This window comes from Paenalicyclobacillus cellulosilyticus (assembly GCF_014647315.1).
Taxonomy (GTDB): domain Bacteria; phylum Bacillota; class Bacilli; order Alicyclobacillales; family Alicyclobacillaceae; genus Alicyclobacillus_J; species Alicyclobacillus_J cellulosilyticus.
In genome coordinates, this window is the sequence record NZ_BMOY01000044.1 from 1 (window position 1) to 17971 (window position 17971).

Genomic DNA, 17971 nt, shown 5'->3' on the forward strand with positions numbered 1-17971 from the left:
GACTGGATTCTGGAGGGGATCATCTCGCAGAAGACGGACTGACGCCAGGTGTGCGCTATTTGACGCTCACGTATTGATCAGCCCCACGCTTTTGACTACGAAGTACGTGGGAATCATACCGCCGCTGAAGAGCATGGTGAACAGGACCATCAGCAACAGGAAGCGCCGGCCAGGGAGCGGTTTGTGCGCAAGTGCGTACGCACTGAGCGCCGTCGCCACCAGGCTCATGGCCGTACCCACGACGGTGATGTACACAGAAACGCCGATGCTGCGTACGAAGGTATCCGTGGAGAAGATGTACCGGTATGCGTCCACGGTAAATTTGTGCCATGTCAAGCCCTGCAAATCTGTGAACGAACCGAATACCACGTAGAGGAACGGCGCCAATGTCAATAACCCCACCAAAGCGAGGAACACATGATTCGCGACATCGAACACCCGTTCACCCAAACTCTTGTTGACCACCATCATCGCGCAAACCCCTGCCTTTTGCGTGTGCATCCAACATGGCCAAACCGGTACTTCGCTTTAATAGACGCCTTCTTCGCCAAAGCGTTTCGCCAACCAGTTCGCACCAAGAACCAGCACCAACCCCACCACAGATTTAAACAAACCCACAGCGGTAGCATAGCTGAACTGTCCCTGTTGCAAGCCAACCAACCATGTGTATGTATCGAACACATCCCCCACGTCGCGATTCAGCGGATTCAGCATCAACCAGATTTGTTCAAATCCCACATTCAAGAAATTACCCAGACGGAGAATCAACAAAATGATGATGACACTGCGAATGGACGGTAAGGTGATGTGCCACAACTGACGCCACCTGCCGGCTCCGTCAATGGTGGCCGCCTCATACAGTTCCGGATTCACCCCGGCGAGCGCAGCAAGAAAGATGATCGTCCCCCATCCGGTTTCCTTCCAAAGCATCTGCAGCACAATCAACGGCCTGAACCATGCCGAGCTCTCCAAAAAATCGATTTTCGCGTGCCCCATCCGCATCAAGAGGTCATTGATGAGACCATCCTGGGGGTTCAACAGCATGTAGCAAATGCCGACGACAACCACCCACGACAAAAAGTGCGGGATATAGACCAGCGTTTGCACGGTGCGTTTGAAGATGGCGTTGCGCACCTCGTTGAGCAAGAGCGCCATGATGATGGTCGCCGGAAAGAAGAAGATGATGTTGTAAATGGCCAGGATGAACGTATTGCGAAACAACTGCCAAAAGCTCGGGTCCGAAAAGAACGTGATGAAGTTTTGCAACCCGACCCATTGACTGTGCCAGAATCCCAAATAGGGTTGAAAGTTTTGGAACGCCATCAAGACGCCCCACATCGGCAGATAGCAGAAAATGATAAAATAAAGAAAACCAGGCAAAAAAAGCGCATAAATCCAACGTTCTTTCCATATCCGCTTCCACAGCGGCTGTCGCATGCGTAACGGCGGCACGGTTGCCATGTTTGCTGACTGCGCTTTCACTTGGGCCTCCATCATCATCCCTCGACTTGCCTGCGCCACCCTGCGTGGAGGCGGCTGCCGACGCTGTAATCTTTCTGTACACTATCATACTAGGATACTAGTATGATAGTCAACGCCCGGGGATGTGCAGCCGCGGGACAAAAGATGGAACGGAGGATGGATCAATACACGTCCGGCCGCGCCGGATCGATCACCTTGCTGGCGTCGAACAGGTCCGCCAGGTCCTTTGGCTCTTCGTGCAGGGCGACGCCGTCGATGTGGCGGCGGTCCATCAGCAGCGCCTGCGGCGTCCACTGCACGTACGTGGTGGGCCCGACGCTGCAAATGACGTGGAACCCCGCATGGACAAGGAACTGAAACTTGTCGCTGCCGACGGGCAGGTGGCCGCCGAACGGATAGACGTAGACGTCGGTCGGGCCGGTGAGCGGTTCCACTTCGCGCAGCCAGCGCTCGGTGTCGTTCACAAATTTGGCATAGGAGATGGCTTCCTCGTTGAGATGGCCGTAGCTGTGCGAGGCAAACGTCCAGCCGTCGCGCTTTAAGGCCTGAATCAACCGCGTGGCCTGCGCGCGCACCTGGGGATAGTTTTTAGCTGTGATCTCATCCGTGCGGTACCCGAGCACGCCCTCGTACCCGGTGAGGTCAATCATGCCTTTGGCGCCGTGGAACGAGAAATCGGGGTGTTTCGCCACAAAGCCATCGAGGATGGGGACAATCTCGTCGTCGTACCGGACGACCGGTTTGCCACCGGGCCCGATGGACAGTGCGCCGATGCGGCCCTGCTTATCCACCACCAAACGGCTCACGCAGCCGTACTGGACCATGTACTCGTAGTAGTTCATGTCGTCGATGCTGAGAATGAGCGGCTTCTTGCCTTTTGGCAGCATGAGCTGCCTCGGCACGACGACCGTTCGCCCTCCTTGTTGTTTGACTTGATACAATAGATGAATGTCGATGAGGATGAAGTGATCTTGATACAGCGCTTGCAGGATCTTGTCAAACTCGGAGACCGTGATCATCCAGTCGTTCATCCCTATCATCTGCTTGTCGGTCGCTGGATGATCGAACGCCCGTGCCGGATAGGCGATCAGCGGATGGAAAAAGATGTGTTGCACAGGGCCGTTGTACGGGACCAGGTGTTCCGCCGGCGCAGGCGGCTTCGGCACGACAGCGCCCGTTCCGCGCTCCATCCCCGATCCGCCCGCGGCGCCCGCTCCGCTCCCCGGGCCGAAAACCGTCCCTCCCGCCGTCTGCCGGCCAGCGCCACCCCCGCTCGTGCCGTGGCCCGCGGCCGCGTGCCCTGGCTTTTGCCCGGCCTGCCGGCCGGCTGACACCTTGGGCGGTGTCCCTGCCGGCCCGGACGGCCCGGATGAACCGTTCTCTCCCGGGAGCAGACTGCATCCCGCCGTCCACACCGCCGCAGCCAACGCCGCCAGCCACGCCTTCCCCCGCTGCACCATGCCCCACCGCCTCGCATCCAGCCGATTCTATCTGAAACGATGCTTCATTCTGCATCTGTCGTCCATCCTGCCTCCCCTGCCGTGTGTCGCAGACGCCGGCAGGGGAAGAAGGAACTCTGGAGGACCATTCCATCTTCTATGGACGCAAGGCGGTCGATCGTGTTACGCGTGCTCCGGCAAGCGCGCCACGGCTGCTTGCAACGCCGCGGCCGACGCGGCGAAGAGCCGCGCTTCGGTTTCATCCAGGTGCAGCGGCAACACCTCGCGCACCCCGGTGCGGTCGACAATGCACGGCACGCCCATGTAGATGCCGCGCACGCCCAGGTAGTCGTCCAAGTAGGTCGACACCGTCAGCACGGCGCCCTCATCGCGGAGAATCGCGGTGACAATCCGGTCGAGCGCCAGCGCGATGGCGTAATTGGTGGCACCCTTCGCCCGGATGATCTCGTATGCCGCGTCCCGCGTCTCGCGGAAGATCTCGTCCTTCTCCTCGGGCGGAAGCGACACCGGTGCCCCGGCCACGTGGGCACTGCTCCACACCGGCAGCTCGGTGTCGCCGTGCTCGCCCACGATGTAGGCATGCACGTTGCGCGGGTCCATACCGAGCCGCCGTCCGATGGCAAATCGGAACCGGGCGCTGTCGAGCACCGTTCCCGACCCAATGACCCGGTGCGCCGGCCACTGCGACGTCTTCCATGCCGCGTACGCCATCACGTCGACCGGGTTGGTGGCGATGAGCAGGATGCCGTCCTGGTTATGTTCCACCACCTGCGCCACCACCTGCTGCACCACCGCCGCGTTGCGCGGCAACAGGTCCTGGCGCGTCTCGCCCGGCCGCTGGGCGGCGCCTGCCGCGACAATGACGATGTCCGCCCCGGCACAGTCGGCGTAATCCCCGGCCCACACCTTGGTCTTGCCGGTGAACGGCAGGCCGTGCCGGAAATCGAGCGCCTCGCCGTGCGCGACGTCCCGCCGCACGTCAATCAAGACCAACTCCTCGCAGCGCTCGCGCAGCAACAGGGTGTAGGCCGTGGTGGCGCCGACGGCGCCGCAGCCGACGACCACGATCCGCGTCGGTCGATGAATGGACATGTGCGCTCCCCCTCTTTCCGAACCGCAACGGCGGTCATGTGCTTCGGGATGTGCATTGGTCATCTTCAGCGTACCGCGACCGTGGCGGAGCGCACATCGGCCATGCGGGGTATCCGGAGGAGAAAAAAGGGACTAGTCTGTCCGGACGGCCGGCGCGGCGGGCAAGCGGACCTCCGCCACCGTCCCCTCGCCGAGCCGGCTGGTCAAATGGAGGGTGCCGCCGTGATCGTGGATGATCTTGTGGGAGATGGACAAACCGAGACCCGTCCCGTGCGGTTTGGTGGTGTGAAACGGCTCGCCGAGGCGCGGCAGCTCGTCCTCCGGGATGCCGATGCCGTGATCGATCACGCGCAACACCACCCGGCCGGATTCTTCCAAAAGCTCCACCTCGACATCCCCGCCGTCCGGCATCGCCTCGATGGCGTTCTTCAACAAGTTGATGAGCACCTGCTGCAACTGGGCGACGTCGCAACGGACGGGCGGGATGTCCCCGCGCACCGACAGCGAGACGCGCACCCCGCTCTTGCGTGCCGTGATGGACATCAGGCGCACCGTCAACTCGCACATCGGCCGGATGTCCGCCACCTGAAACTGGGACTCCCGCCGCTTCGCCAGGTGCATGAACTGTTCCGCGATGTTGTCGATCCGGTCGAGCTCGGAGAGGATCATCGCCAGGACATCCTGATGGCGGCGCTCCGGCAGGTCCATCTGCAACCCCTGCACGGCCATCTTGATGGCCGCGAGCGGATTGCGGATCTCGTGCGCGATGCTGGAGGCGAGCTGCGCCACCGCCTCCACCTTGTCGAGCCGGCGCAGCTGTTCTTCCGCCCGCTTGCGCTCCGTGATGTCGATGCGGAACGACACGTACTGATACGGCTTGCCCCGCTTGTCGAGGCAAGGCACGATGGTCGTGTCCACCCAGTAGTACGTCCCGTCCTTGGCCCGGTTGCGGATTTCGCCGCGCCAGATCTTCCCGCTCGCGATGGTGCGCCACATCTCGCGGAAGAATTCCTTGGGATGGTAGCCGGAGTTGATGATCCGGTGCGTCTGCCCGAGCAACTCTTCCTTGGAGTACTTGGACAGCTCGCAAAATTTCTGGTTGGCAAACGTGATCCGCCCGCGGCGATCGGTGATGGCGACGATGAGCGACTCGTCCAACGCACGGTTGATGGTCACCAAGGCGTCGAGCGCCGTTTGCAGGTTGTTGAGCGCTTCATTGAGCATCGCATCGGTCTCCTTTGCACCGCGGCCGGCTGAACGGTCCGTCCTGCATTTCACCTCCATAAATTATACCCGAAACGCAAAACCAACCCGGCCGTGGCCAGGTTACCCGTCACAGGCACCCTGGCACGGCCGGCTTTTTCTTCCCGCCGCCAGGCGGACAGCCTGCCCGTCACCTGCGGCCGGACACCATACCCGCCCGGGCCGCCGCAGCCCGGCGCGCGGCGTCCGCCGCGGCCGGCCGCGGGCTGTCATCCGGCAACATGCTGCCGGTGTCGCGCGCCCGCACGTGCCACGACAGGGCCTTGGCCAAATCATGCGGCGTCTGGCCGCCGAAGCGCTGCGCGTCCCGCCAGTACTCCCGCAGCAACTCCCGGTACGCCGGGTGGGCGCAGCGTTCGATGATGAGCGGCGCCCGTTCCCGCGGCGCGAGACCGCGCAAGTCCGCCAATCCCTGCTCCGTGACCACCACCTGCACGTCGTGCTCCGTATGGTCGACGTGGGCGACCATCGGGACGATGCACGAGATGCGCCCGTCTTTCGCCGTCGACTTGGTGACAAACACAGAGAGATACGCATTGCGGGCGAAATCGCCCGAACCGCCGATGCCGTTCATCATGTGCGTCCCCAGCACGTGGGTCGAGTTCACGTTGCCGTAGATGTCCACCTCGATGGCCGTGTTGATGGCGATGACCCCGAAACGGCGGATGATGCCTGGGTGGTTCGAGATCTCCTGCGGCCGCAGGATGATGCGATCCCGGTAGGCGACAAGCCGCGACATGATCTCCTGCGCGCGCGCAGGCGAAACCGTGATGGCGCACCCGGACGCAAAGCGCATCTTCCCGGCGTCGAGGAGATCGAACACCGCGTCCTGCAAGACTTCGGAGTACATCTCCAGGTTGTGGAACCGGCCGTCGAGCATGCCGTGCAGCACCGCATTGGCCACCGATCCGACCCCCGACTGCAGCGGCCGCAGCGATTCCGGCAGCCGGCCGCGGCGGACTTCGTGATCGAAGAACTCGAGCAGGTGGCCCGCCATCTGCTCGGTCTCCGCATCCGGCGCCGCGAGCGGAGCGAAGTGGTCGGCGCGGTGGGTGACGACGATGGCCGCGATTTTGCCGGGTGGCACCGCGATGGCAGGCTGGCCAATCCGTCCGTCCACCCGCGTCAACGGGATGGGGTCCCGGTGCGGGCGCGGACCCGGCTCGTAGATGTCGTGCATACCTTCCAGCAGGAGCGGCTGGCGGGTGTTGAGCTCGACGATGATCCGCTTCGCCATGTGCGCGAAGGTGGGCGAGTTGCCGACCGAGGTGGACGGGACAATGCCTCCGTCTTCGGTGATGGCCACCGCCTCGAGGATGGCGACGTCGAGCGGTCCGAGCTGGCCCTCGCGCACCATCTCCACCGTCTGGCTGAGGTGTTGATCGACGTACATCACCTCACCCCGGTTGATGGCCGCGCGCAACACCGGATCGGACTGAAAGGGCAGGCGGCGCACCACCACGCCGGCCTCGCAGAGCGTCCGGTCCACCTCTTCCGCCACCGAAGCGCCGGTCCACAGCTGGATGCGCAGACGCTCCCCTGTTCGCCGCACCCGCTCCGCCAGCGCCTGGGGCACCACCTTGGCGTCGCCGGCGCGGGTGAACCCGCTGATCCCGAGCGTCATCCCGTCTTGGATGAGCGCCGCCGCCTCTTCCGCCGACACCACGCGCTGGCGCAAGGCGGGCATGCGAATGCGTTCCTCGAGCATCGGACACTCCCCCTCCGCCGCGGCCGCATGCAGCGCGCCGGGCTGCGCAGATGATGTCACCTGCATCTCACTTTCAGCATAGCGGCACCTCATCCAGGCCACATCCCCCGCACGGCCCAGTCCATCCGGAGCATGCGGCCCGCACGCCCGGCGCAGCGGCCCGCACACCCGGGGCAGGATCCCACATACACTGCAACAACCCGTGCGTTGACACCGGGCCGGAGGTGGCATGTTTGTGATATCGCTTGCCGCGTTGGTCGGTTATGTACTGAACGACATCACGCTGGCCACGGGATTTGTCAACCAGTCCTTCCCGCAACCGCTATCCCGCGAAGAAGAGCAACGTTATTTTGAACGCTGGCGACAGGGCGACCGCGAGGCGTACCAGAAGCTGATTGAGCACAACCTCAGGCTGGTGGCGCACGTCGCCAAGAAGTTCGACCAGAGCGGAATCGACCACGACGACCTCATCTCGATTGGCACAGTCGGTCTCATCAAGGCGGTGGAAACCTACCAGCCGGCCAAAGGCACCAAGTTCGCCACGTACGCTGCGCGCTGCATCCAAAATGAAATCTTGATGCAGTTGCGCTCCCTCAAGAAGACACGCCGGGATGTCTCCCTCTACAGCCCCATCGGCATGGACAAGGACGGGAACGAAGTGACCATCGCGGATGTGCTCGGGTCGGAGAGCGACGAGACGGAGGAGGCGGTGAGCCGCCGGATGGAGATAGGCCACATGCGGCGGTTGATGGAGATTCTGGATGAGCGGGAGCGGCGGGTCATCGACCTGCGTTTCGGCCTCGCGGACGGCCGGGAATGGACACAAAACGAGGTGGCCGATGCCCTCGGCATCTCCCGCTCCTACGTCTCACGCCTCGAGAAGCGCGCCCTGCTGAAGATGTTTCATCAGGCGTACGCAGGCCAACGCCGCAAGCGGCCGTTTGTCTACCGGCCGCCGGACGACGAGGGATGAGGGACGGTTGCCTCTCCCTCAGCGCGCGCGTTCCGCCCAGCGCACGAACGCGGCCACGTCGCCCGCCGCCGGTCCGGTGGCGACGGTCGTGGGGATGTCGGCGTGGTTCCGCTCATGCAGCTGCCGCCAGGCGATGGACTCAAGCCGCACCGCGACCTTGGTACCCCGCGTCACCGGACGGTACAGGTCCATCCAGCCTGCATACCCCTGCTTGAACACCACCAGCGAGACCGTCCGCGGACCCGCGCCCGGCCACGCCGGTCCCGCAAGCCGTGGGTCGAGGATGCTCGCAGCGATCCGGATCGCCGCCAGGCCGCGCGTGTCGCTCGCGGCCCGCGCCACCATCCGCCCGCCTGCGAACGCCGCCACGCTCGCATGCGCCACCGGCCGGCCGGACTCATCGACGACGCGGACGGAGAGCGTCGTCCCTGCGGCGTCCGCCAGGGCTGCATCCGCACGCATACCGGATCCGGCCGTCTCCCGCGACCCGGTCCCGGCCGCCGCACGCCAGCCGCTGCCGGATGCCGCCCGGGCGACCGCCCAGTCGAAGTAGTTCTTCGCGTACAGCACGTGCAGTCCGTCATCGACGAACCGGACGCCGCCCGCGCGCGGCAACACGAGCGACGCCGTGAGCGCCGCCGTTTGCCCCAAGGCGGTGTGCAGCCAGCGGACCGCCGCACCGTCACCGCGCTTCCAGGCCACGACCGCGATGAGCGACAGCGGCGGATACTGGGCGTTGAAGCTTTGCGCCAGCACCGGATCGGCCGGCAGCGCAGGGACGGTGAGCACCTGTGTCCTCCCTGCCGCGTCGGTCACCCCTCGCGCGACGACAGTGCCCCCTGCGACGATGGCGACGTGGGCCGCGGCGAGCGGACGCGCGTTTTGGTCCTCAATCACGGCGCGCACCTGCAGACGGCCCGCCTGCACGGCCGCTCCCGGACGGGACACGTCCGCCGCAGCCTTCGCCGCGCCCGCCGCCACGACGCCGTCCGCTTCCGGCACGTTCATCACGCCGTAGCTGCGCGCCGACAATTCCGAGGGCACGGCGGACGGGGCTGCGCCCGGTGACGCCGCCGCACCCGCCGCAGCAGCCGCGCCCGCCGCAACAGCTCCGTGCGTGCGCACACCCTGTCGTGCGGATGGCGGGGCCGGCGAAATCGCGGACATCATCGTCGCGGCGCGACCCGGCGCGAATGCCGACATCGACTCATACATCGGCGCATCGTTCCGCACCGGACGCAGCCCGCTCTGTGCCGCCCAGATGAACGCCGCAGCCGCCGCGGACGCCGCCGCCCCGGCGGGCAAGACGCGCCATGCCCGCCACACCCGGACGCGATCCCGCCCGTGCTGCCGTCCCTCTTCGCTTCCGTGTTGCCACCCCGCGGCCGCGTCTTTGCGTCCGGATACGTCCCGGGGGCTCGGCACGTCCACATCCCCGGCGAGGCGCGGCGTCAGGGCGCAGACCAACCACGCCTGGGCCTGTTGCAAGCGCTGCCACCGCACCTGGCACTCCGGGCACGCCGCAAGGTGCGCCTCCCACGCCAACCGGTCAGAAGCTGCCTCCCCCTCCAGCAGGTCCCACAATTCATCCCAAGTGAGGTGTCGCAAGGCACTCTCTCCTCTCCAGTTCTGCCAGGACGCGCTGGCGCGCCCGGGAGATGCGGGTGCGCACCGCGCCCGGACGCAGGCCCACCACGGCCGCAATCTCCTCGTACGAAAACTGGTGCACGTGGCGCAACAACAGGATCTCGCGGTCCAACTGGTTGAGCTCGTCGAGAATGGCGGCGACGAGCAATGCCGTCTCGCGGCCGATGATCAGGTCCTCCGGCCCGTCGGAGGCGTCCGGCAGTTCGTCCGGAATGGGTGCCACCTGGCCGAGCCCGGTACGCGCCGACCTGCGGCGGCGCAGCACGTCGTAGCACAGGTTGCGTGCGATCCGCCCGAGGTACGCGCGCAGGCTGCCGCCGCGGAACGCATCCATCGCTTGGTACGCCTTGATGAACACCTCCTGCACGAGGTCGTCGACCTCACCCGGGTCGCGCAGGATGTGGTAGACGAGGTTGCGCACCATCGTCCGGTGCTCCCGGATGCACCCGAGGCGCAGGCAAAACTCGTGCTGGCAGTCGCACACAGGCTCGCCGCTCATCCCGTTTCTCCCTTCCCAGCGGCAACCCCCGGGCTCGTTGTACCCAGGGACTCCCGTCATTCCAGACGCAACACACCGTCCGCCTGTTACATCACTTGCCCGCTGCGCTCGCCTTCGCGGCGTCGTTCCGGTGGAGCCAGCTGCCGAGCGTGACCGGAATGTGCAAGGTCTTGCCGCCGCGCAACACGGTCAGGTCGACCTGGTCTCCCACCGCGTGTTCGGAGATGATGGCGGTCACGTCGCCGACGGACGCCACCGGCACACCGTCGACGGCGACGATGATGTCCCCGTCGCCCTTCGGATGTTTCTCCGTCCCGCTGTCGCCGTGAACCCCCGCCTTGGCCGCCGGACTGCCGGGCGGGAGCTGGATGACGAGCACCCCTTGCGCCACCGTCAGGTGGTACTGCTGCTGCAGGGCGGGATCGATGTCGATGGCGACGATCCCAAGCCACGGCTGGTCCACCGCCTCGCCGCGCAACAGCGTCGGCAACAGCCGCTTCAGGCGGTCGATGGGGATGGCGAAGCCGATGCCGACCGATCCCTCCACCGGGCTCTCGATGGCGGTGTTGATGCCGACCACCTCGCCGCGGGCGTCGAGCAAAGGTCCGCCCGAGTTGCCGGGGTTGAGCGCCGCATCGGTCTGGATGAGACCGCTCATCACCCGCCCGCTCTGGGACGGCATGGACCGGTTGAGGCCGCTGACGATGCCGGCCGTGACGCTGTTGGTCAATTGAAACGGGTTGCCGATGGCGATGACGAGCTCCCCCGGTACCAGGTGGCGCGACGTCCCGAGCGGGAGCGGCCGGATGCCGGGCGGCGGCGTGATGTGGACGACGGCGAGATCGTCGATGGGGTCTTTGCCGACGACGACGCCACGGTAGGTCTGGTGTCCCACCGTAACCGTCACGGTCTTCTGCCCGTTGACGACGTGGTTGTTGGTGGCGATGTTGCCGCGCTCGTCGATGAGAAAGCCGGTCCCGATGTCCTCCTCCGGGGAAGACGACTTGTTCCCGGCGTGCGCCACGGCCGTGATGGTGAAGACGCTGTCTTTCGCCTGCTGATACACCCGGGTGATGATGGAGCTGTCGAGCCCCGGCGGCAGGACGCCTGCGCTCCCTCCGTTTGCCACCCCGCCGCCGGCCTGGCCGGTGGCAGGCTGGCCGCGCTGCGGGGTCCCCGACGCACCCGTCCCTGGGCCGGGTTTGTGCTCTGCATTCCCCTGTCCGGCGGGCGCCGGTCCCGAGGCTGCCGCGCCGCGATGGGCAAGTCCTGTGCCCGTCCACACGCCGAGCGCGTACACGGCGAGCAGTGCCAACCCCCACCGCGTCCAGCGCCGCCCGCGCCGGGCGTGATCCCAATCACCCTCGTACCACCGCTGTCTCACCACGACCATTCCCCCTCTGCGCGCAGTCTGCCGCCTCATGCCATCCATACGTTAGCACAGCGCGCCCCCGCCCGCCACGGGCTCGCACGTTCCGGTTGGGACAATCGCGGCCGCGCCGGACGGCGCGCGTGCATACGATGAGGCACAGTGTGCGACACCCCGCAGGTGGGTATGTCCTTGGGCCAAAGCGAGGGAAGACCATGAAGGCAGATACCCTGTTGAAATTCGGCCAATTGGCCATCGGCGTCGCGCAAGACGAGAAGGTGCGCACCCTCATGGCGATGATGCGCCAAGGCGCGCGCCGGCGAGGACTATGGCCGCCGGGAGGATTCCCCGTGGCACCGCCGGGCAGCACCCATCCGCCCGGGCGCGCGGGTGGCGGTGCGAACATCCCGTTCGGTCCGGACATGCATGCCGCCGGATGGGCCGCGGCGGGGAAGCGGGCAACGTCCGGGGCGGGGACAGGGACTAAGGAAAAGGCGGGGACGGGAGCAGGGACAGGAACCGGAGCGGGGGCGGGTACCGGTGCAGGGGCTGGGGCAGGATCCGGGTCCGGCGCAGGCGCGGGAACAACCTGGTTGTCGGACGACACGCTGCGCAAAGCGGCTCAGATCATGCAGGCAGCCGTGCAAGCCCTCCTGCGCTGAGCGCGGTGGCAGCAAGCCGGCATCTCGCCGTATATCGGTGTGCGATGGAGCCATAATGAAGGACTACGCCTGCCGCAGGAGGTGAGGCGTCTGTCCGACGTCCGGTGCCCCGCGCTGCCGACAGGGTTCATCGCCAGTCTGTACCGCCACGTCCTGCCGCTTGCCCGGGCGGAGCTCGCGCAATGGCGCCGCAGGGCGGAGACCATCCCGCATCCCGGGCTGCGGCGGCACGCCCTCGCCAGCCTGGCCGACAAACGTTTCCACGCCGACGGCGGGTGCGTCTTCGCCGCGGCGCATCCGCGCGCCCCCGCCCTTGTCCGGCTCATCGTCGCCCTCCAGACCATCAGCGACTACCTGGACAATTTGTGCGATCGCGACGGCTCCACCGACCTGGACCACTTCCGCGCGCTGCATGCCGCCATGCAGGACGCCGTCCGGCCCGGGGTCCGTCCGCGGCCGTACTACCGCCTGCGCGGCGGCCTGGAGGACGGAGGTTACCTGGCCGACCTGGTGCGAACCTGCCAGGAGACGGTTGCCGCCCTGCCGGGCTACCGGGATGTGTTTCCGTACCTCAGCTGGTTCATCGACCGTTACTGCGAACTGCAGGTTTACAAGCACGGTCCGGCCGCGGAACGGGCGGAACGGCTCGCGCGTTGGGCTTCCGCCTATCGGGCCGCCTTCCCGGACGTGTCGTGGTGGGAGTTCGCGGCAGCCACCGGATCGACACTCGGCATGTTCGCGCTCTTCCGCAGCGCGGCCGGCGGGGGACGCGTGCCGCCGGAAACCCTCTGCCGTGCGTATTTTCCCTCAATCTGCGGTCTGCACATCCTGCTTGATTATTGGATCGACCTTGAGGAGGACCTGCGCGAAGGGGACTTCAACTTCGTGCGCGCCTACCCGTCGCCCGAGGAAGCGCACGCGCGTCTGTGCTGGTTCGCCCGCCAAAGCCGTCGCCAGGCGCGCGGGCTGTCGGCCGACGGCCGCATCCACGAGTACGTGGTGCAAGGGTTGCTCTGCATGTACTTGTCGGACGCCAAGGCCCGGCAGCAAGGTGCGGTGCGGCCCGCGCGCCGGCTGGTCTGGGCGGGCGGGCCCACCGCCTGGCTGTTTTACGCGGCCTGCAAACTCTACCGGGCGGTGCGCTGACGAACCAGGCGCACCCCCACCTCGGCGAACGGCACCGGAATCGGGGCACCGGGCTTCACCACTTCCACCTCAATCTGTTCCAGCTTCGGAAATTGGGTGAACAGGGTTTCGCACACCCGCTCGGCCACGCGCTCGATGAGTTGCTGCGGTTCTCCTTCCACCACCCGCTGCACCGTCTGGCACACCGCCCCGTAATCCACCGATTGTTCCAGATTGTCCGCGGCGGCCGCGCTCGCCAGGTTGAGCCCGAGGCGCAGATGGACGATGAAGCGTTGGCCGAGGCGCCGCTCTTCGGGGAACACGCCGTGGTACCCGTAGCAGACCAGGCCGCGGATGAAGATCTCGTCCACACTCTCCCTCCTCGTCGCGGCGCTGGCGGCGGCCTTTCCACACCCGTGGGCCGGTCGCTCCGCCCATGCACGCGCCGTGGCAAGCATGGATTACCAAATGTCCGGCGCGCCGTCCCACACCAGACGCGTCTGCGCACGGTGCGGAGCCAAAACGGGATCGTCCGCCATGCGCGCGAAGTTGCTGGACGGCAGGTTTCCCAGACCGTGCTTGGCAATGAGCCGCATGAGGTCCGGCCGCATCCGCTCCGGCACACTCGAGGCGCTCTCCCCCGCGATGTCGACGAGGTACAACGTGTAGCAGGCCGCCACCCGCCGCAAGGGCGCATGCCGGGCGGCCGACAGGACCAGATCCCAGTCCCAGTAATGCCCCACCGCCGGATCCAAGCCGCCCGTCCGTTCGTAGAGCGTCCGCGCGATGAGGAGGCTGCTCGGCACGACGGGGTTGTAAAAACGCAGGAGCCGGTCCGGGCAGCACCACGCGAACGGTACCCGGCGCACCACGTCCACCCGGTCGCCGGCCACCCGGGCGAACACCAGCTCGGCGTCGGTGAACGCCAGCCCCGCCGCACCGGGGCTGTTCACCGCCGCGAGCAGGGCGTGGACGTGGCCAGGCAGCCACCGGTCGTCGTCGTCGCAGAAGGCGAGGTAATCGCCGCGCGCCAGCGCGATGGCGGCCGCCCGCGCGCGCACCTGACCTTGGTGCGCCAGGTCCCGCCAGACGACCTCGAGATGCGGGTGCCGGGCGGCGAACGACTGCATCACCTCCGCGATGGGCGCGCCGCCGTCGTTGACGACGCACACCTGAAGCGGCACATCCGCGTCCTGGCGCGCGATGGCCTCGAGGCACTGCCGCAGGTGGCGGAGGCGATTGCGGGTGACGACGATGGCGCTCACGACGGCCACTGGTCACAGCCCCTCCTTCTCGTTACAATCATCTTAGGATTCATTCGATGGCGGAAGGGCCTTCCCTGCCTGTCCGCAAGAGGAGACCGGAATATGGCGAGCATCCACACGTACACCGTCCGCGGCGCCTGGACAGGCGACAAGTTCAGTGTCGGCCGGATCACCAGCGAAGGGCTGACAGCCCAGTTCAGCATTCCGAATGACCTGGGAGGTCCCGGCGTGGGCACCAACCCGGAGGAGTTGCTGCTCTCCGCCGCGGCAGGCTGCTACCTCATCACCCTCAGTGCCATCTTGAGCAACCGCCGGATCCCGTTCGCGCGGATTGACCTCGAATCGGTCGGCTACGTCGAAAACGACCGCGGTCTGCGCTTCGACCGGATTGAACACCGCCCCACCATCGTGCTGGATCGGCCATACGATGAAGAACAGCTCATCACCCTGGCAGAACACGCAGAGCACGCCTGCATGGTGTCGAGCGCGGTGCGCGGGAACGTGGCGGTCCACGTTTCGCCGCGCGTGATCGTCGAGGCGGCGCGGGTGTAGCCTCGGCCGGGTACAGCTTCAGTCGGGTGTCGCGTCGGCGCGGGTGCAGCCTTGCTCACCCCCCGGCCGCCCCTTGCTCCCACGCCCGCAACACCGCGGCGATCTCGGCTCCGAACAGCATCACCATGCTCGCGATGTAGATCCACAACACCACCAGCATCACGACCGCCAGGCTGCCATACACCATCTGATACGCCATCAGATGGCTCGCGTACCAAGCGAACAGCGCACGGCCGAGATCGACCGCGGCCGTCGCGACGCACGCGCCCGGCACGACGCACGTCCACGGCACAGGTGCCGACGGCAGGTAGCGGTAAAACACCACGAAGCTGAGAAACAGCGACAGCGGAAACAAGACCCGCGACAAGGCGTGCGCCAACAGGGCGAGGTGCGGCACCCTGGCGCGCGCAAACCACGTGTGCCCCACCACCGGATACAACTCCATGGCGACCGCCGAAGCGATGGTCAGGCAGAGGAAGACGGCGAGCATCGCGAACGCGATGAACCGGCGGGCCATGTACGAACGGGCCTGCGACGAAGCGAGGATGACGTCCATCGCCTGCTGCACCGCGAGAAAACCGCTCGTGGCCGACCAGGTGAGCGTCACGGCGCTGACCAGGCCGACGTTGGACCCGACCGCCGACAGGTGCGCGATGTTGCGGTCGATGAACTGCTTGGCCTCCGGCAGCGCGGGGAAATACGGCCGGATCAACGTGACGAGAAGCTGTTCCGCATCGGCGTGCGGCAGCAGGGCGGACGCCACATACAGCGTGAGCAGCAACAGCGGAAACAACGAAAAAAACGCATAGAACGCGATGACGGCGGCCAACGAGGCGATGTCGTGCTTCACCGCGCACGCGGTCAGGTCCCAGACGAACTTGGCGAGGGCGGCGGACCAGCGGCGGATCACGTCATCCCCTCCCACAGGGTGACTTGTGCACCGGGAAGCAAGCCGTGGTGCAAGCCGAAGCGCTGCAACACGTCCTGCCACACATCCGGCAGCGGCGACGTCACCGTGACGGAACCACCGGCGTACGGGTGGTCGAACGACAGCGTTGCGGCGTGCAGGGCATGGCCTGCCCCGGGCGGCCACAACCGGCGCGCGGCCGCGCAGCCGTACAGCGCATCGCCGAGCACGGGACAGCCGAGATGAGCGAGATGGACCCGGATCTGGTGCGTGCGGCCCGTTTCCAGGGTCAACGCGACCAGAGAGACCGGCGGGTTCCCGGGAGCGACCGCGACGGTGCGATAGTGCGTCACCGCCGGCCGTCCGCTTGCCGAGACGCGAAACCGCCCGGCTACATGGCGATCGCGCCCGATGGGCAAGTCGACGGTGCCGGCCGCGGGGGCAAGCCGTCCCGCCACCAGCGCCACATAGCTGCGTTTCACCCGCCGGGCGCGGAGCAGGGCGTCGAAGGTGCGCGCGCTGTATTCGTGCTTGGCGTACAGCACGGCGCCGGTCGTCTCCCGGTCAAGGCGATGAACGTGCCGGACCTGCCGGCGCAGACCGGAAAGGGCGAAGTGCTGCGCCACCCGGTGCGCCAGCGTGTCGCGGTCGGCCGGATGGAGCACCCCGTCCGCCGGGCCGCCCGGATGGACGATGATGCCGGCCGGCTTGTCCGCGACGAGGGCGTGATCGTCTTCAAAGAGGACGCGCGCCGGCGGCCACGGTCCGCCCGGATACCAACCGGGCACGCCCGCGTCCGCCTCCACCCCGCCGCAAAGCGACACCCGCCGGCCTGGGACGACCGGCGTGTCCAGATGTGCGTCCTTCATCCCCTGCACCCGCACACGGCCGCGCCGCACAAGTTCCGCCAGGAACACCTTGCCGAGCCAGAACCGTCCGCCCAGCCAATCCGCCAGCGCGGACGGCGGCCCATCTTCCGGAACATCCTCCGGGACGATGACGAGCGCATCGCCTGCAACGTACGTCCGCACGCCGTTCCCTCCCTCTGTACGCTGGGCCTCGTCTCCCGCCTTGCCGCTGCCCGCACAGGCCTGGCAACCGCGGCGGCGCCCGGAAGGTCACACCACCCAAGAGACGACAAACGCGGTGCTCGCGCACCGCGCCGGTGTCGGTTCCTGGCATCTGTCGCGACTTGGTCCAGCGGTCGGCCCTGCACGCCCAGCATCCCGCGCCGTCAGCACATCTCGACGCTCTCGACCTCCGGTACCTGGGCCTTGACCGCCCGCTCCACCCCCATCTTGAGCGTCATCACGCTGGCCGGGCAACCCACGCACGACCCGGTCAGCGACACGTAGACGGTGCGGCTGTCTTCGTCATAGGAGACGAACTCGACATCGCCGCCGTCCATCTGAATGGCCTCCCGGATCTCGTCCAGGGCCGCCTTGACCCGATCCGCTACGGACATCACCTGCATCCCTCCGGTTTATAGCATATCCAAACCGCTGACGCGCTGGCAAGCGGGATCAGCCAACGGTTTCCTTTCGCCTGTCGCCTCCTCCCGCCCCGCAGGTTCGTCGCCGTGCAGCCGGCCGCGGCGGCGCATGAAACGCCGGGGATGCGCGCATACTCACAGCGTATGCGCCCGCCTGCCGCCGGGCTGGCCTGTCCATCGCGGCCGTGCGGCGTTTGCCGGAAGGAGGCAGAGGATGAACAAAACTGCGCTGACGCTCGTGATCATCGGCGCCATCAATTGGCTGCTCGTCGGATTATTCCGCTTTGACCTCATCGCCGCGTTGTTTGGCGGCCAAGGCGCGCTGGTCAGCCGGATCGTCTATGTCATCGTCGGGCTGGCAGGGTTGTACTGCATCTCCCTGTTGTTCGAGTCGCGCGAGACCACGTAGCGCCGCCGCGGCCACGGCCCCGGCGGCGCGCGCGGCGCCCGTACCGCGCCATCGCCCGGCCCGCGC

Annotated in this window: 19 protein-coding genes; 5 read left to right on the forward strand and 14 right to left on the reverse strand. The window is 66.6% G+C overall.

The features are described 5' to 3' along the window. Window positions 1-66: 66 nt before the first annotated feature. The 6 genes from IEX97_RS11330 to IEX97_RS11355 form a co-directional block, all read right to left on the reverse strand. Window positions 67-471: a carbohydrate ABC transporter permease gene (locus IEX97_RS11330; protein ID WP_188883121.1), complete on the reverse strand. Its 405-nt coding sequence runs from the start codon at window positions 469-471 to the stop codon at window positions 67-69. Between the two features lie 57 nt (window positions 472-528). Continuing rightward, entirely contained in the window at window positions 529-1494 is a 966-nt protein-coding gene (locus tag IEX97_RS11335) for an ABC transporter permease (protein WP_188883122.1), read from the reverse strand. A 149-nt stretch (window positions 1495-1643) separates the two neighbouring features. Beyond that, window positions 1644-2942: a polysaccharide deacetylase family protein gene (locus IEX97_RS11340; protein ID WP_188883123.1), complete on the reverse strand. Its 1299-nt coding sequence runs from the start codon at window positions 2940-2942 to the stop codon at window positions 1644-1646. 162 nt (window positions 2943-3104) lie between these two features. After that, window positions 3105-4034 (reverse strand): L-lactate dehydrogenase, encoded by a 930-nt coding sequence (locus tag IEX97_RS11345; RefSeq protein ID WP_188883124.1) that lies wholly within the window; start codon window positions 4032-4034, stop codon window positions 3105-3107. 132 nt (window positions 4035-4166) lie between these two features. Continuing rightward, the gene (locus tag IEX97_RS11350; protein ID WP_229776844.1) at window positions 4167-5258 is read right to left on the reverse strand and encodes a two-component system sensor histidine kinase NtrB; all 1092 of its coding nucleotides are present in this window, start codon (window positions 5256-5258) and stop codon (window positions 4167-4169) included. A 169-nt stretch (window positions 5259-5427) separates the two neighbouring features. Continuing rightward, the gene (locus IEX97_RS11355) at window positions 5428-7005 is read right to left on the reverse strand and encodes an acetyl-CoA hydrolase/transferase family protein (protein ID WP_188883126.1); all 1578 of its coding nucleotides are present in this window, start codon (window positions 7003-7005) and stop codon (window positions 5428-5430) included. 238 nt (window positions 7006-7243) lie between these two features. Here IEX97_RS11355 and sigK point away from each other — a divergent pair, with 238 nt between their 5' ends. Next, the gene (gene sigK, locus IEX97_RS11360) at window positions 7244-7978 is read left to right on the forward strand and encodes an RNA polymerase sporulation sigma factor SigK (protein WP_188883141.1); all 735 of its coding nucleotides are present in this window, start codon (window positions 7244-7246) and stop codon (window positions 7976-7978) included. An 18-nt stretch (window positions 7979-7996) separates the two neighbouring features. On the opposite strand, the gene IEX97_RS11365 is transcribed toward sigK, so the two are convergent. The 3 genes from IEX97_RS11365 to IEX97_RS11375 form a co-directional block, all read right to left on the reverse strand. Next, the gene (locus IEX97_RS11365) at window positions 7997-9586 is read right to left on the reverse strand and encodes a hypothetical protein (RefSeq protein WP_188883127.1); all 1590 of its coding nucleotides are present in this window, start codon (window positions 9584-9586) and stop codon (window positions 7997-7999) included. Further along, window positions 9564-10124, reverse strand: a complete 561-nt coding sequence (locus IEX97_RS11370) for an RNA polymerase sigma factor (RefSeq protein WP_188883129.1) — start codon at window positions 10122-10124, stop codon at window positions 9564-9566. The genes IEX97_RS11365 and IEX97_RS11370 overlap by 23 nt, the downstream gene beginning before the upstream one ends. 91 nt (window positions 10125-10215) lie before the next feature. Next, a complete protein-coding gene (locus IEX97_RS11375) occupies window positions 10216-11511 on the reverse strand; it encodes a S1C family serine protease (protein ID WP_229776845.1) in 1296 nt (431 codons plus the stop codon). Window positions 11512-11708: 197 nt separating this feature from the next. Between IEX97_RS11375 and IEX97_RS11380 the strand changes: the two genes are divergently transcribed. Together IEX97_RS11380 and IEX97_RS11385 are read left to right on the forward strand one after the other, a co-directional pair. Further along, a complete protein-coding gene (locus IEX97_RS11380; RefSeq protein WP_188883133.1) occupies window positions 11709-12155 on the forward strand; it encodes a hypothetical protein in 447 nt (148 codons plus the stop codon). Between the two features lie 81 nt (window positions 12156-12236). Then, window positions 12237-13301, forward strand: a complete 1065-nt coding sequence (locus IEX97_RS11385; protein WP_229776846.1) for a tetraprenyl-beta-curcumene synthase family protein — start codon at window positions 12237-12239, stop codon at window positions 13299-13301. On the opposite strand, the gene folB is transcribed toward IEX97_RS11385, so the two are convergent. Both folB and IEX97_RS11395 read right to left on the reverse strand, forming a co-directional pair. After that, entirely contained in the window at window positions 13283-13651 is a 369-nt protein-coding gene (gene folB / locus IEX97_RS11390; protein WP_188883135.1) for a dihydroneopterin aldolase, read from the reverse strand. The two genes, IEX97_RS11385 and folB, sit on opposite strands and share 19 nt — an antisense overlap. Before the next feature lie 90 nt (window positions 13652-13741). Then, window positions 13742-14554 (reverse strand): glycosyltransferase family 2 protein, encoded by an 813-nt coding sequence (locus tag IEX97_RS11395; protein WP_188883136.1) that lies wholly within the window; start codon window positions 14552-14554, stop codon window positions 13742-13744. A gap of 93 nt (window positions 14555-14647) precedes the next feature. Here IEX97_RS11395 and IEX97_RS11400 point away from each other — a divergent pair, with 93 nt between their 5' ends. Beyond that, on the forward strand, window positions 14648-15097 hold the full coding sequence (locus IEX97_RS11400) for an OsmC family protein (protein WP_188883137.1): 450 nt from the start codon (window positions 14648-14650) through the stop codon (window positions 15095-15097). A gap of 55 nt (window positions 15098-15152) precedes the next feature. On the opposite strand, the gene IEX97_RS11405 is transcribed toward IEX97_RS11400, so the two are convergent. The 3 genes from IEX97_RS11405 to IEX97_RS11415 form a co-directional block, all read right to left on the reverse strand. Beyond that, window positions 15153-16007: a YihY/virulence factor BrkB family protein gene (locus IEX97_RS11405; protein WP_188883138.1), complete on the reverse strand. Its 855-nt coding sequence runs from the start codon at window positions 16005-16007 to the stop codon at window positions 15153-15155. Next, entirely contained in the window at window positions 16004-17035 is a 1032-nt protein-coding gene (locus IEX97_RS11410; protein WP_188883139.1) for an RluA family pseudouridine synthase, read from the reverse strand. The genes IEX97_RS11405 and IEX97_RS11410 overlap by 4 nt, the downstream gene beginning before the upstream one ends. A 203-nt stretch (window positions 17036-17238) precedes the next feature. After that, a complete protein-coding gene (locus tag IEX97_RS11415; protein WP_188883145.1) occupies window positions 17239-17469 on the reverse strand; it encodes a NifU family protein in 231 nt (76 codons plus the stop codon). 241 nt (window positions 17470-17710) lie between these two features. Here IEX97_RS11415 and IEX97_RS11420 point away from each other — a divergent pair, with 241 nt between their 5' ends. Continuing rightward, window positions 17711-17905: a DUF378 domain-containing protein gene (locus IEX97_RS11420; RefSeq protein WP_188883140.1), complete on the forward strand. Its 195-nt coding sequence runs from the start codon at window positions 17711-17713 to the stop codon at window positions 17903-17905. Window positions 17906-17971 lie beyond the last annotated feature (66 nt).